The organism is Arthrobacter sp. TJ-238 (assembly GCF_058269215.1).
In genome coordinates, this window is the sequence record NZ_JBZCNH010000004.1 from 1 (window position 1) to 12,624 (window position 12,624).

Annotated in this window: 16 protein-coding genes; 9 read left to right on the top strand and 7 right to left on the bottom strand. The window is 70.3% G+C overall.

Features of this window, described 5'->3' with window-relative positions; genetic code table 11:
* From AC4D2O_RS08845 to AC4D2O_RS08860, 4 genes are all read left to right on the top strand, one after another.
* A partial coding sequence (locus tag AC4D2O_RS08845; RefSeq protein WP_490906520.1) for an aldo/keto reductase occupies window positions 1-559 on the top strand: 559 nt, incomplete at its 5' end.
* A gap of 91 nt (window positions 560-650) precedes the next feature.
* Window positions 651-1,589 (top strand): TolB family protein, encoded by a 939-nt coding sequence (locus tag AC4D2O_RS08850; protein ID WP_490906522.1) that lies wholly within the window; start codon window positions 651-653, stop codon window positions 1,587-1,589.
* The gene (manD, locus tag AC4D2O_RS08855) at window positions 1,586-2,815 is read left to right on the top strand and encodes a D-mannonate dehydratase ManD (RefSeq protein WP_490906523.1); all 1,230 of its coding nucleotides are present in this window, start codon (window positions 1,586-1,588) and stop codon (window positions 2,813-2,815) included. The genes AC4D2O_RS08850 and manD overlap by 4 nt, the downstream gene beginning before the upstream one ends.
* Window positions 2,816-2,923: 108 nt before the next feature.
* Complete coding sequence (locus AC4D2O_RS08860; protein WP_334211094.1) at window positions 2,924-3,556, top strand: uracil-DNA glycosylase family protein; 633 nt, start codon at window positions 2,924-2,926, stop codon at window positions 3,554-3,556.
* A gap of 77 nt (window positions 3,557-3,633) precedes the next feature.
* Here AC4D2O_RS08860 and AC4D2O_RS08865 read toward each other — a convergent pair whose 3' ends face one another.
* The 5 genes from AC4D2O_RS08865 to AC4D2O_RS08885 all read right to left on the bottom strand — a co-directional run bounded on the left by AC4D2O_RS08865 (window position 3,634) and on the right by AC4D2O_RS08885 (window position 6,180).
* The gene (locus tag AC4D2O_RS08865) at window positions 3,634-3,963 is read right to left on the bottom strand and encodes a hypothetical protein (protein ID WP_490906524.1); all 330 of its coding nucleotides are present in this window, start codon (window positions 3,961-3,963) and stop codon (window positions 3,634-3,636) included.
* A gap of 187 nt (window positions 3,964-4,150) precedes the next feature.
* Window positions 4,151-4,363 carry a hypothetical protein gene (locus AC4D2O_RS08870; RefSeq protein ID WP_490906525.1) on the bottom strand — a complete coding sequence of 71 codons (213 nt, stop codon included), beginning with the start codon at window positions 4,361-4,363 and terminating at the stop codon, window positions 4,151-4,153.
* The gene (locus AC4D2O_RS08875) at window positions 4,360-4,863 is read right to left on the bottom strand and encodes a MarR family winged helix-turn-helix transcriptional regulator (protein WP_490906526.1); all 504 of its coding nucleotides are present in this window, start codon (window positions 4,861-4,863) and stop codon (window positions 4,360-4,362) included. The genes AC4D2O_RS08870 and AC4D2O_RS08875 overlap by 4 nt, the downstream gene beginning before the upstream one ends.
* A 197-nt stretch (window positions 4,864-5,060) precedes the next feature.
* Window positions 5,061-5,759 (bottom strand): hypothetical protein, encoded by a 699-nt coding sequence (locus tag AC4D2O_RS08880; RefSeq protein ID WP_490906527.1) that lies wholly within the window; start codon window positions 5,757-5,759, stop codon window positions 5,061-5,063.
* 4 nt (window positions 5,760-5,763) lie between these two features.
* Complete coding sequence (locus AC4D2O_RS08885; protein WP_490906528.1) at window positions 5,764-6,180, bottom strand: DUF1801 domain-containing protein; 417 nt, start codon at window positions 6,178-6,180, stop codon at window positions 5,764-5,766.
* A gap of 123 nt (window positions 6,181-6,303) precedes the next feature.
* Here AC4D2O_RS08885 and AC4D2O_RS08890 point away from each other — a divergent pair, with 123 nt between their 5' ends.
* On the top strand, window positions 6,304-7,371 hold the full coding sequence (locus AC4D2O_RS08890; RefSeq protein ID WP_490906529.1) for a spore photoproduct lyase family protein: 1,068 nt from the start codon (window positions 6,304-6,306) through the stop codon (window positions 7,369-7,371).
* Between the two features lie 49 nt (window positions 7,372-7,420).
* Window positions 7,421-8,167, top strand: a complete 747-nt coding sequence (locus tag AC4D2O_RS08895) for a YqjF family protein (RefSeq protein WP_490906530.1) — start codon at window positions 7,421-7,423, stop codon at window positions 8,165-8,167.
* Window positions 8,168-8,293: 126 nt separating this feature from the next.
* On the opposite strand, the gene AC4D2O_RS08900 is transcribed toward AC4D2O_RS08895, so the two are convergent.
* A complete protein-coding gene (locus AC4D2O_RS08900; RefSeq protein WP_490906532.1) occupies window positions 8,294-8,992 on the bottom strand; it encodes an SDR family oxidoreductase in 699 nt (232 codons plus the stop codon).
* Window positions 8,993-9,186: 194 nt separating this feature from the next.
* Between AC4D2O_RS08900 and AC4D2O_RS08905 the strand changes: the two genes are divergently transcribed.
* The 3 genes from AC4D2O_RS08905 to AC4D2O_RS08915 are packed head-to-tail and all read left to right on the top strand — an operon-like array spanning window position 9,187 to window position 11,658.
* Window positions 9,187-9,609, top strand: a complete 423-nt coding sequence (locus tag AC4D2O_RS08905) for a nuclear transport factor 2 family protein (protein WP_490906534.1) — start codon at window positions 9,187-9,189, stop codon at window positions 9,607-9,609.
* Window positions 9,606-11,018 carry a purine-cytosine permease family protein gene (locus tag AC4D2O_RS08910; protein WP_490906536.1) on the top strand — a complete coding sequence of 471 codons (1,413 nt, stop codon included), beginning with the start codon at window positions 9,606-9,608 and terminating at the stop codon, window positions 11,016-11,018. Before AC4D2O_RS08905 ends, AC4D2O_RS08910 begins: the two co-directional genes overlap by 4 nt.
* Window positions 11,005-11,658, top strand: coding sequence for a cyclase family protein (locus tag AC4D2O_RS08915; protein WP_490906537.1), 654 nt, complete (start codon window positions 11,005-11,007; stop codon window positions 11,656-11,658). The genes AC4D2O_RS08910 and AC4D2O_RS08915 overlap by 14 nt, the downstream gene beginning before the upstream one ends.
* Before the next feature lie 83 nt (window positions 11,659-11,741).
* On the opposite strand, the gene AC4D2O_RS08920 is transcribed toward AC4D2O_RS08915, so the two are convergent.
* Window positions 11,742-12,605: an aldo/keto reductase gene (locus tag AC4D2O_RS08920; protein WP_490906538.1), complete on the bottom strand. Its 864-nt coding sequence runs from the start codon at window positions 12,603-12,605 to the stop codon at window positions 11,742-11,744.
* Window positions 12,606-12,624 lie beyond the last annotated feature (19 nt).

Here is a 12,624-nt window from a genome sequence, read left to right on the forward strand (position 1 = left end):
GTATGCGGGGATCTCCTCGTACTCGCCGGAGCGCACGGTGCAGGCCGCGGCGATCCTGGCGGAGCTGGGGACCCCGTTGCTGATCCACCAGCCCTCGTACTCGATGCTCAACCGGTGGACGGAGAACGGGTCCCCGAACCTGTTCCAGGCCCTGGAGCAGGTGGGTGCGGGGTCGATCGCGTTCTCGCCGCTGGCGCAGGGACTGCTCACGAGCCGGTACCTGGACGGCGTGCCCGAGGATTCGCGGGCCGCGGCCAACAAGTCGTTGGACCAGGGGCAGCTCAGTGCCGAGAACCTCGACCGGATCCGGGGTCTGAACCGGATCGCCGAGGGCCGCGGGCAGTCGCTGGCGCAGCTGGCGATCGCCTGGGTGCTGCGCGATCAGACCAAGGGCACCCCGGTGACCTCGGCGCTGATCGGAGCATCCAGCGTGAAGCAGCTCGAGGACAGCCTGGCCGCGGTCGCGAACCTGGACTTCACCGCCGAGGAACTGCTCGCCATCGACGAATACGCCGTGGACTCCGACATCAACCTCTGGGCCAACGCCCTCAAGGCCTGACCGCGGAGCGGTGACCACTCCACCGCCGTACGTGGCCCGCCCGGAGCGGGCACGTGCGGCACAGACCAGGGCGATGCACGGAAGGACGACCGTGGACCGGAGCAGCAGCACGAGGAACGACCGGCAGGGCAGGGCGGTGGCGAGCCCGTGGCGACAGCTCCTGCCCGGACAGCGCTCCCGGCTCATGGTGTTCGACATCGCCACGCGGTCCTCGACCTGCGTCTTCGAGACCGAGGACTTCATCATCGAGGCGCCCAACTGGACGCCCGACGGCGAAGGGCTCGTCTTCAACTGCGACGGCCTGCTGTACCGTACGGCACCGCAGGAGGACAGCCAGCCGCGCGTGGTGTTCACCGGTGCCGTGAGCGACTCCAACAACGACCACGTGGTCTCCACCGACGGGCGCTTCCTCTACCTGTCCTCCCAGGACGGGCACCTCTACCAGGTGCCGCTCGGGGGAGGAGAGGCACAGCGCGTCACCCGGCCCGACGACGGGCTCGACGCACGCTACCTGCACGGCATCTCGCCCGACGGCGGCACCCTCGTGCACATCGGTGGCCGCCGCCGGCCGGACGGCATGCGCTTCAACATCTACGCCGTGGGCGTCGAGGACGGCGCCACGCGCCAGCTCACCGACTCGGAGAGCCCGCACGACGGCGTCGAGTACAGCCCGGACGGGCAGTGGCTCTACTTCAACTCGGAGCGCGGCTCCGAGCTGCCCGGGCACTCGCAGCTTTTCCGCATGCGGACCGACGGCTCCGGCCTGGAGCAGCTGACCACCGACGAGCGCGTCAACTGGTTCCCGCACCCCGCGCCCGACGGCGCGAGCCTCGTCTACCTCAGCTACCCGCCGGGCGTGCAGGGCCACCCGGCCAACGAGCCCGTGCTGCTCCGCGTGGCCGACCCGGAGGGGCGGGACGCGTGGGACGCCGTCGCGCTGTTCGGCGGCCAGGGAACCCTGAACGTCAACAGCTGGGCACCCGACAGCAGGCGGTTCGCGTACGTCGACTACCCCATGGAGGACGCATGAAGATCATCGCCGCGGACGTCATCGTCACGAGTCCGTCCCGGAACTTCGTGACGCTGAAGATCACCACGGACGAAGGGCTCACGGGCCTCGGCGATGCGACGCTGAACGGCCGTGAGCTGGCCGTGGTGTCGTATCTCACGGAGCACGTGACGCAACTGCTGATCGGCCGGGATCCGCACCGCATAGAGGACACCTGGCAGTTCCTGTACCGCGGCGCGTACTGGCGGCGGGGGCCGGTCACCATGGCCGCGATCGCCGCCGTCGACATGGCCCTGTGGGACATCAAGGGCAAGGCCGCCGGGATGCCCGTGTACCAGCTGCTGGGGGGTGCGTCGCGGACGGCGCTGCGCACCTACGGGCACGCCTCGGGCCGGGACCTGCCGGAACTGTTCGATTCCATCCGGCAGCACCTCGAGGAGGGCTACAAGTCCATCCGCGTGCAGACCTCCGTGCCGGGCATCACCTCCCTGTACGGGGTCGCCGCGCAGGCCCAGGCCACCGGCGAGCGGTACGACTTCGAACCCGCCGGCCGCGGGGCGCAGCCGACCGAGGAGGACTGGGACACCCGAGCGTACCTGCGGCACATCCCCACCATGTTCGAGGCCGTCCGGAACGAGTTCGGCCCCGAGCTGCCGCTGCTGCACGACGGCCACCACCGCATGACACCGATCCAGGCCGCGAAGCTCGGGAAGTCCCTGGAGCCCTACGACCTGTTCTGGCTCGAGGACGTGACGCCGGCGGAGAACCAGGAGGCGTTCCGGCTCATCCGCCAGCACACCACCACGCCGCTGGCGGTGGGCGAGGTCTTCAACACGGTCTTCGACTTCCAGACCCTCATCCGTGAGCAGCTCATCGACTATGTGCGGGCGGCGTCCACGCACTTCGGGGGGATCAGCCCGCTGAAGAAGGTCATGGACTACGCCGCCCAGTACCAGATCAGGTCCGGGTTCCACGGGCCCACGGACGTCTCGCCCGTCGGGCTGGCCGCCCAGTCCCACGTGGGCCTGGCGATCCACAACTTCGGGATCCAGGAGTACATGGAGCACAGCGAGAAGACCAACACGGTGTTCGAGCAGTCCATGACCTTCGCCGACGGGTACCTCCACCCGGGGGACAAGCCCGGACTCGGCGTGGAACTCAACGAGGAAGCGGCGGCGTCGTTCCCCTACCAGCAGGCCTACCTGCCCTACAACCGCCTCACCGACGGCACCGTCCACGACTGGTGAGGGCCCGTGCTCCCGGCGTCGGTGCCACACTGGCGTAGGCTGGAATCCTGCGGACACGTTCGCGTCACCTCTGGCGCCGTCCGCGAGGAGGCAGAATTGGTACAGCGCATGTCAGACCCCACCTATCGGGACCAGCAGTGGGAACTACGCTACGATCCGCGGATCGAGGACGTGAACCGGCTGTGCGACACGCTGGCCGAGTCGAAGCCCGGATCGGCGGTCCCCTACATCGACCCGGTGCACGACGTGGACGGTTGCAAGATCGTCAGTCTCTTCTCAAGCCCGGGAGCATCGTTGCCCTCGGGCTTCGTTTCGTTCGAGAACGACGACCCGAGCTCCATCCGCATGGCGGGGATCTATGAGGCCGTGGGCCTGCGACCGGATGCGGTCATGCCGTGGAACGCCTACCCGTGGTACCTGCCGGAAGGCAAGGAGCGGGCACTGACCATGGAGCAGATCGCCGACGGCGTGAAGCCGCTGCTCACGTTCCTGCAGCAGGTGCCCCGCGCGTCCGCCCTCGTGGCCCACGGAGCCGACGCTCACAAGGCCGCACGGCGGCTCATGAAGCTGGAGAACCGGGCCATCGCGAAGCGCGGCTTCAAGATCTACGAGGTCCGGTCCCCGGGTGAGCGCGCCTTCAAGGGGACGCCCGCCAACCAGGAGCAGTGGCTGAAGGACATCCAGTCGGCCTACACGGACGCGATGGGCCGCGCAGGTATCCGGGCCCGCCAGTCCATCTGACCGTCCGGCTCGCCGCGGCTGCAGGCCAGTGGTCCGCCCGCTCCTGGAGCCGCGGCCCTGCCGCCCGGTGACGGGGGCTACTGGGCCTTGGTAGCCAAGGATCCTGCGCGGCCGAGCGCCAGCCCGCGGAGCGTCGCGGAGATGTCCTCGAGGGACTGCTGTACCCACTCGAAGGCCTCGTCGTCGGCCTGCCGGTCCTCGGCGGCGGGGATGCACCCGCGATGAGCAAGGGCGAGGCGTTCGATGGTCTGCTCGAGGGTGTCGAGGAGTTCGGCCGCTTCGGCGGCGAGCCGATCGGCGTCGGCCCCGGCGTCCTGTGCGGCGCGGGCGCCGGCCACGAGGAGCATGGTCCGGGGAAGGTCTGCGGCGTCGAAGGACGCGGGCGCAGACGGGCACTGTGTACTCATGGGGGACCTTTGCTCGGTCAGGAAAGCGCCCAGTAGTTGCCACGGGCACACGACATTGTCAAGGATAGTCTGCCACTTGCGGCGGCCCGCCCACGCCAGATCCGACGCAAGATTTCCGAAACCCGCCTGCATCGACGGATCGCGGGCGCGTCATCGGGACTCCGGGAGGCTCCCGGCCGTCAGTCCGCTACGGCTCCCGCCTGGTGGTGAGGTAGGTGGAGCCGTCCGGGTTCCGCACCACCGTCCACTGCTGCAGTTCCTCCTGCCGCCTACGGTGCGCCTCGTCGTCGCGGTACACGATGGGGCCCGCGGTGGTGCCCCGGGCAGCGGGGCCGAAGAACATGCGCAGCTTCCCCGTAGCGGTCATGAAGCGCGCGGACAGCGGTTCCTTCTTGCTCATCGCGAGGTCTCTCCTGGTGTCGTGCGGGCGGCGTCCGTACTGCGGGGCGAGCCCGGGAGCTCGGTTCCCGTGGCGCGGATGATGTCGTGCATGGCGCCGTTCAGGGTCTCCACCTGCTCGCGCGTGAGCCCGAGCCGCTCCATCATGGTGACGGGCACCTCGCGCGCCGCGGCGCGGAGGTCGCGGCCCGCCGGCGTGAGGTCCACGGCGAGGGCCCGCTCGTTGCCCGGCACCCTGGTGCGGGTGAGGAGCCCCTGGGATTCGAGTCGCTTCAGCATGGGGGAGAGGGTTGCCGATTCCATGGCGAGCGCCCGGCCGACGTTCCGGACCGTGCGCGGGCTCTCCTCCCACAGGGCGAGCATCACGAGATACTGCGGGTGGGTCAGGTCGAGTCGCTCGAGCACGGGCCGGTAGGCACCCACCACGCTCCGCGATGCCACGGACAGGGCGAAGCACAGCTGGCGTTCGAGCAGGAGGTCGTCGTCGAGGGTCGTCTCCATGGTTCTTCCACCTCCAATGGTCAGTACGCTAATAGTTAGTGTACTCCTGATTGCGCGTTCGATCGTCCGGCCGACGCGGGCGGTGATGTCCGGATGACGCGTGCGACGACGGCCGGGATCGGCGGGGCCCTCGATCCCGCGTCCACCGGGCAAGGGGTCGCCACGACGCCGCGGCGGGACTGCTGCAGGGTCGACGGCTAGGACGTGAGTTCGCCGTCGCGCGTGATGGTGCCGTCGGCCGAGCGTTCCCCGACGAGCGTGAGACCACCGGACCGGATCTCATAGGCATAGGTGTCGCCCCTGCCGAGCAGGGGGAGCTCGCGCTGCCGGGGCTGCGGACTGCCCGTCCCGGCCTCGCGGACCGGCCGGCAGAGCGACACGGTGCCGTCCTGGTAGGTCAGGCCCACGACCACCGCAGTGCGGGTCGCCGGATCGGTGTAGGCGTAGTAGCCGCTGGACCGGTCGGGCAGCACGGTGGGCTTCGACGGCAGTCCGCCGGTCTGGTTCGCGAAGGCCACGGCCTCACAGACGCCGAGCGGGCGGTCCTGCACCTCGGCGCCCTTCCCGAGCGGTGGCGGCGCGTCGCCGCGGGGCACCATGTTCGCGGCGACGACCAGCAGCGCCGCGACACCGGCAGCGAGGTAGGCGGTACGACGGCGGCGCGCACGCGCCTCCTCCGCGACGGGGGCGGCGTCCGTCGAGGGGCCGCCGAGGGCGGCGGGCATCCCGGTGGACGCGGTTCCCCGCCGGCCGCCGGGGGCGGGCGTGACCTCGGACGCTTCGTGGTCCCCGAGGTCGACGACGACGACCGGCGGCTGGTCGCCCGTGCCGCGTCCGGGGGACCCGGGCTTCCCCGGCTTCCTGGGGGCCCGGTCCGGGTCCTGGCCCGGTCTCATCCGGTCACGCGGACTTCCCCGTGGTGAACCGGTAACCGGTGCCCACGAGCTCCTCGAGGACCCCGGCATCCACCGAGGCGAGAGAGGTGAGGTACAGGCACCCGGCGCCCCGCCGGTGCCGGCCGAGGCGCGGCAGAAGGAGCTCCGCCTCCGGCGCGGAGAGCAGGCCGTACAGGGCCTGGGCCGACGCGCGCGGGGAGAAGCCGACGGCCAGGGCGTCACCCTCGTGGCCCGACGCGTACCGGTAGTGGTACTGGCCGAAGCCGATCATCGACGGCCCCCACATCACGGCCGTCTCACCCGTGACCCGGCCCATCAGCTCGAGCAGCTCCCCGGCGTCCCTGCGGCGCGTCGGATGCGTCACCGTGCTGATGAAGGCTCGGGGGTCCTGCGCCGTCGGCTGCGTGCGGAGTTCAGCCATCACCGACCACCTCTCCCGGGGCACGTGCGCCTCCGTACCCCACTGTAGGACCGAATCCGCCGGCCCAGAAGTGTCGGTGCGGACCGATATCCTCAGGGCAAAGCCGCACCGTCGAGAGGTCGTATGCTCCAGGCCAGCAAGTTGCTCCAGATCAGCCGGATCTACGTGGAACCGGCCGCCGCCGAGCTCCCGCGCGGCAAGGAGATCATCGCGCGGTGGCCCGACGCGGACGTCGTCGAGGTCGCCAGCCACTGGCGGATCCCCGAGCTCAGCGGCGACGAGGCGAACGTTCGGCGCTGGGTGCGCATCAAGACCGAGGCGCTGATCATCGGCGTCAAGAAGAGCCTCACGGCCAAGCCCAACGGCCGGTCCGCGGACTTCATCGCTCCGTCCACGGCGAACGGCTGTGCCATGGCGTGCGCCTACTGCTACGTGCCCCGCCACAAGGGCTACAGCAACCCCATCACGGTGTTCGCCAATATCGATCAGATCAGCGGGTACCTCGAGCGCCACGTGGCCCGCCAGGGCATCAAGCTGGAGCCCAATCAGTGCGACGAGCACGCATGGGTGTACGACATCGGGGAGAACAGCGACTGCTCCGTGGACGCGCTCGTCAGCGACAACGTCCAGGACCTCGTGAACCTGTACCGGGACCTGCCGACCGCGAAGCTCTCCTTCGCCACGAAGTACGTGAACCGCGACATGCTCGCATGGGACCCGCAGGTACGCACGCGGGTACGCTTCTCGCTCATGCCCGAGCGGCTCGCGAAGACCGTGGACGTGCGGACCACCCCCGTCAGCGAGCGGATCGCGGCCATCAACGATTTCGTCGAGGCGGGCTATGAGGTGCACGTCAACTTCTCGCCGGTGATCATCACGCCCGGCTGGCAGGCGGACTGGCGCGAGCTCTTCCGGCAGCTCGACGCAGCGCTGTCGCAGGCCGCGAAGCAGCAGCTCGCGGCCGAGGTCATCTTCCTCACGCACAACCAGCAGCTGCACGAGGTCAACCTGGGCTGGCACCCGCAGGCCGAGGAGATCCTGTGGAGGCCGGACCTCCAGGAGACCAAGCAGTCGCAGAACGGCTTCACGAACGTGCGCTACATCGCCTACGAGAAGCGCGGCTACCTCGACGAGTTCCTCCGCCTCGCCGCGGCCGAGCTGCCCTACTGCCGGATCCGCTATGCGTTCTGACCGGGGCGCTGTGCCGCCGGGATCCTCGCCCGGTGCGACTGGGAAGCGCATGAGGACGGACCACCAGGACCCGGCGTGGCATCTCGCCCCCGACCTGCCGCGCCCCGTCATCATGGACCAGTTCTGGGCCGACGCGGTGTTCCTGCACTGGCGCATCGACGCCGGTGCTGTCGCGCGCTACATGCCGGCCGGCGTCGTGCCCGATGAGGTGGACGGTTCCTCGTGGGTCGGCCTGATCGGCTTCCGGATGGTCGGCGCCGGGCTCGGCAAGGGCCTGCCCGTGCCCTACTTCGGGTCCTTCACCGAGATCAACGTGCGCCTCTACTCGCGGGGGGCGGACGGCACCCGCGGCGTCGTGTTCGTGACCCTCGACGCCTCACGCCTCGCCGTCGTGCTCGCCGCACGGGCCGGCGGCATCCCCTATGTCTGGTCGAGGTGCGCGCCGTCGACGCGCGGTGACGGCGGGCAGCGGGAGTACGGGTACGACGTCGCGCGGTACGGACACCAGGCCGCATCCCGGTTCGCTGCGCGTCCGGACCAGGGGGCGACGGCGGCGGACGCGCTGTCGCTGGAACTCACGGCACGCTTCGGCCTGCACAGCACCTTCGGCCGCCGCACCCTCTACATCCCGAACACGCACACCCCGTGGCCGATCCATCCCGCCACGCTGACGGAGCTCGATGACGGGCTGCTGGCCGCCGCGGGGATCCACGTCGAGGGAGCGCCCGAATCGGTCCTGTTCTCACCGGGTGTGCAGACGCAGTTCGGGAAGCCCCGCGTGGTCCACCGGTCCTGACGGCCGCCGCGGTCCCGTCCCCTCCGGACCCCGGCGCCCGTTCTGCCTCTGCGTCAGCTGACTCCGTCCGGGTCTGCGTCAGCGGTCCCCTGTCGTGGCGCCCTGTCGTGGCGCGCTGTCGTGGCGTCAGCCGAGCGCGATGCCAGACGGGCGGATGCTGAGGGACTCGATCGTCGATTCCGGCGTGGCATCGACCGCGAGCCGGACGGCCTTGGCCACCTGGTCCGGCTGGATCCACGCCGCGGGCCGGTAGTCCTTGCCTTCCCAGGCGTGCAGTTCCTCCTGCATGTCGGTGGCGACCCGCCCGGGGTGGATGGAGCTCACCCGCACGCCGTGCGGACGCTCCTCCTCCCGGAGGGCGTCCGTGAACGCTCGCAGCGCGAACTTCGTGCCGCTGTACGCCGCCGAACCCGCTCCCGAGCTGTACCCCGAGCCGCTGTTGATGGTGATCACCTGGCCGCATGCCGCGCGCAGGGCCGGCAGCAGCGCCCGGGTGAGTGCGGCGACCGCGAAGACGTTGACCTCGAAGCTCTCGCGCCAGGCGTCGTCGGACAGCTCCGCCACGGAGCCCATGCGCAGCACGCCTGCCGAGTGGACGAGCACGTCGATCCGGGGGATGCCGGCCACGGCGGCAGCCACCTGGCCGGCGTCGCGCAGCTCTGCCGCGAACGGCTCGGCGGACGGGAACGACGACGACAGGTCCGCGAGGGCGGTCAGATCGCGTCCGCCGAGCAGCAGGTGATGGCTGGAGGCGAGCTCGTCGGCGATGGCGCGGCCGATGCCGCGGGACGCACCGGTGATGAGGGCGACGGGGTTCGAGGACATGCTGCAACCCTAGCAACGCCGACCTGCGGGCGCGCCTGGCGGGCCGCAGGGGCTCCGGGGCGCTCCGTCCCGCCGTCGTTCCCTGCTGTCGCCGTGCGGGACGACTCCTCATTGACATTCGTGGTGCGCGTCACCCATGATCACCGGACAACAAATGTTCACTGGGGGACAACAAGAGGACAGAAGAGGGCCGCATGCCGAACGAGAACCTGACCGACGAGGACGTCCTCGCTGCGGCGACCGCCCTGGTGGATGCCTTCCGGGCCACCGACACCCGCGCCTACTTCGGGTCCTTCGCGGAGGAGGCGACGTTCGTGTTCCACACGGAACCTCGCCGGCTGGACAGCAGGGCGGCCTACGAGCAGCTCTGGGCCGGATGGCTCGCCGACGGCTGGCGCGTGACCGGGTGCATCAGCAGCAACCCGCGGGTGCAGCTCCTCGGCGACACGGCCGTGTTCACCCACGACGTCAGGACCACCACCGCCGTCGACGGTGTCTCCGACACCACCCGGGAACGCGAGACGATCGTGTTCCGCCGCTCCGGGACCGCCCTCCATGCCGTCCACGAGCACCTGAGCCCCGTTCCCGCCGATGCCCCTGAGGAGAGCGCACCATGACCGACACCACCGGCTCGGCCTACCGGCGCCTGTCGAACCACCTCGACAAGAACTCGGACGGCTACGGGCCCCTCCGCGGCACCCTCGGACCCGTGCGCATGGGGATGATCTGGCTGGCGGCGAACCTCGTCGTCACGACCCTGCTGACGGGAACGCTGTTCGTCCCCGGCATCAGCTGGGGTGTCGCAGTGGGCATGATCGTCCTGGGCACGCTGATCGGCGGCTCGGTCCTCGTGCTGGTCGGCAACATGGGCACCCGGACCGGCCTGCCCACGATGTCCCTCACCAAGGGGTCCTTCGGCCTCCGCGGGTCCTTCCTGCCCGTCGCCGCGAACGTGGTGACCCTCATGGGCTGGAGCTGGGTGCAGGCGATGCTCGCCGGGGTCACTGTGAACTTCCTCGTCGAGCAGGCCACCGGTTTCTCGAGCCCTGTCCTGTTCTCGGTCCTGTGCCAGCTGCTCGTGGTGTGCCTGGCGGTCTTCGGCCATACCGGCATCGCGCGCGTCGAACCGTGGCTCGCCCTCGTGATCCTCGCGTTCATGGCGTACGTCTTCACCGTCGCGTTCCTCGCGCACAGCCCGGCCGAGTTCTCCGCCATCCCCCAGGACGCCGCGGCCGGCTGGACACCCGTCGCAGCGCTCGACGTCGTCATCGCGACCGCGATCTCCTGGACCGTCCTGTCCGCAGAGTTCAACCGCCTCGCTCGGACGCAGGCCGCGGGGATCATCGGTTCCGGCATCGGGTACACACTCTCCACCGTGCTCGCCATGACCCTGGGGGCCACCGCCATCGGCTATGTGGTGCTCGAGGGCGGCGAGGCAGTGCCGTTCGATCCGACCGTGCTCGTCGCCGCCTTCGGTGCGCCGGTGGCCGTCGTGATCTTCCTGTCCGTGATGGCCACGAACACCATGGTGGTCTACGGCATGGTGGCCTCCGTGGTGAACATGACGCCCTCACGCAGGATCACGTTCCTGCCGACGGCGATCGTCCTCGGCGCGGTCTCGATCCTCGGATCCACGTGGCTCGCACTCCTCGACCGGTTCACGTCGTTCCTCACTGTCATCGGGGCGCTGTTCATCCCGGTGTTCGCCATCATGATCGTGGACTACTACCTGGTGCGGTCACGCCACTACGGCCGGGACATCCTGCAGGCCCGGGGCGGGGAGTACTGGTACACCGGCGGCGTCAACGTGGCGGCCGTCCTGGTGTGGCTCACCGGAGCAGGCGCCTCCCTGCTGCTGACCTATGTGGTGCCGAGCCCGATCGGCGCCACCATCCCCACCTTCGTGCTCTCCGCGCTGCTCTACTTCGGCTGGGCGGCGGCGACCCGGCGGATCGACCGGACGCGACGCCCGCACGTCCACCTCCTCCACCTGCCCGAGTCGCGGTCCACGCATGCGGATCACTGATCTCTCCCAGCCCATCCGTACGGGGATGCAGGTGTACCCCGGGGACCCGGAGGTCACCGTTACCACGGTGGCGACCGTCGCGCAGGACGGGTACCAGGTGGCGTCCCTCCACGCCGGATCGCACACCGGGACCCACCTCGACGCACCCCTCCATTCGATCCTCGGCGGCGAGCCGGTGGACGGCATCGACCTCGGGCGGCTCGTCGGTCCGGCGCGCATCGTGCAGTGCGGGTCGCCCGTTCCGCACGAGGTCATCAGGTGGTCGTCGGTCGCCGATCAGCTGCAGGACCTCGACGGGATCGCGATGGTGCTGTTCCGCACCGGCTGGTCCGAGCACTTCGGCTCGCCGCGCTACCTCGAGCATCCCGTGCTCGCGGTCGAGGTGGCCGAGGGGTTGCTGGCGGCGGGCATCACGGTGGTCGGCGTCGACACGCTCAACCCGGACTCCACGCTGCGGAACGACGGCGTCCTGCCGTTCCACACCGTGTTCCTCGGGGCGGGCGGGGTGATCGTCGAAAACCTCACGAACCTTGGCGCCGTGGACTGGGACCGCCCGCTGGTCTCGGTGCTCCCGCTGGCCCTCGCCGGAGCGGACGGCGCACCCGTCCGGGCCGTCGCCCTGGAGCCGATCGGCGCATAGCCCGGGCGGCCACGCCCTGCGCGGTCGACGGGAGCCGGCCCGGACGCCCGGCCTCCGAGGGAGGCGGGCGTCCGGGGCGGGGATCAGTCGGTGCTGGAGAGCGTGGCCATCTCCTCGGCCGTGAGCTCGAGCCCGGGGGCCCGTGCCGAGTCCTGGATGCTCTCGGGGCGCGAGGCGCCCGGGATGGGGATGACCGTCGGGGCGAGCGCCAGTTCCCAGGCCAGGCACACCTGCTGCGGGCTGACGCCGTGCCGGTCGGCGATCTCCTGGAACGGCGCGAAGTGCTCCCCGAGCCCGCCGGCCTTCTTGATGCCGCCGAGCGGGCTCCACGGCAGGAAGGCGATGCCGTTCTCGCCGCAGTACCGCAGTTCGTCCTCGCTCGAGCGGAAGGCCGGGGAGAACTGGTTCTGCACGGAGACGAGCCGTCCACCGAGGATCTCGTTCGCCTGCCGGATCTGGTCCACGGTGGCGTTGGAGATGCCCGCCATGCGGATCACGCCCTCGTCGAGCAGGTCCTTGAGGGCCCCGACGGAGTCCTCGTAGGGGACCTCGGGATCCGGGCGGTGGTACTGGTAGAGGTCGATCGCGTCCCCGCCGAGGCGCTTGAGGGAGGCCTTGGCCGCCTCCTTGAGGTAGTCGGGGTGGCCGTTCAGCGTCCACGAGCCGTCGCCGGGGCGCAGGTGCCCGCCCTTGGTGGCGACGAGCACTCCGGAGCTGTCCGAGCCGTAGGTGGCCAGGGCCTTCGCGATGAGCAATTCGTTGTGCCCCACCTCGTCGGCGTCCCGGTGGTAGGCGTCCGCCGTGTCGATCAGGGTGATGCCGGCGTCCACCGCCGCGTGGATGGTGCGGATGGAGCGGTCCTCGTCGGGGCGTCCCTCGATGGACATGGGCATGCCGCCCAGACCGAGGGCGCTGACCGGGGTTCCGCCGAGTGTGCGCTGCTGCATTGTCGTTCTCCTTCGGATA

Bases quoted from the DNA above. Each gene is read 5' to 3' on its own strand.
- manD (WP_490906523.1), top strand. From the start codon at position 1,586: ATGAAGATCATCGCCGCGGACGTCATCGTCACGAGTCCGTCCCGGAAC.
- AC4D2O_RS08910 (WP_490906536.1), top strand. From the start codon at position 9,606: ATGACCGACACCACCGGCTCGGCCTACCGGCGCCTGTCGAACCACCTC.
- AC4D2O_RS08895 (WP_490906530.1), top strand. From the start codon at position 7,421: ATGAGGACGGACCACCAGGACCCGGCGTGGCATCTCGCCCCCGACCTG.
- AC4D2O_RS08875 (WP_490906526.1), bottom strand. From the start codon at position 4,863: ATGGAGACGACCCTCGACGACGACCTCCTGCTCGAACGCCAGCTGTGC.
- AC4D2O_RS08915 (WP_490906537.1), top strand. From the start codon at position 11,005: ATGCGGATCACTGATCTCTCCCAGCCCATCCGTACGGGGATGCAGGTG.
- AC4D2O_RS08870 (WP_490906525.1), bottom strand. From the start codon at position 4,363: ATGAGCAAGAAGGAACCGCTGTCCGCGCGCTTCATGACCGCTACGGGG.
- AC4D2O_RS08865 (WP_490906524.1), bottom strand. From the start codon at position 3,963: ATGAGTACACAGTGCCCGTCTGCGCCCGCGTCCTTCGACGCCGCAGAC.
- AC4D2O_RS08860 (WP_334211094.1), top strand. From the start codon at position 2,924: ATGTCAGACCCCACCTATCGGGACCAGCAGTGGGAACTACGCTACGAT.
- AC4D2O_RS08880 (WP_490906527.1), bottom strand. From the start codon at position 5,759: ATGAGACCGGGCCAGGACCCGGACCGGGCCCCCAGGAAGCCGGGGAAG.
- AC4D2O_RS08890 (WP_490906529.1), top strand. From the start codon at position 6,304: ATGCTCCAGGCCAGCAAGTTGCTCCAGATCAGCCGGATCTACGTGGAA.
- AC4D2O_RS08885 (WP_490906528.1), bottom strand. From the start codon at position 6,180: ATGGCTGAACTCCGCACGCAGCCGACGGCGCAGGACCCCCGAGCCTTC.
- AC4D2O_RS08905 (WP_490906534.1), top strand. From the start codon at position 9,187: ATGCCGAACGAGAACCTGACCGACGAGGACGTCCTCGCTGCGGCGACC.
- AC4D2O_RS08920 (WP_490906538.1), bottom strand. From the start codon at position 12,605: ATGCAGCAGCGCACACTCGGCGGAACCCCGGTCAGCGCCCTCGGTCTG.
- AC4D2O_RS08900 (WP_490906532.1), bottom strand. From the start codon at position 8,992: ATGTCCTCGAACCCCGTCGCCCTCATCACCGGTGCGTCCCGCGGCATC.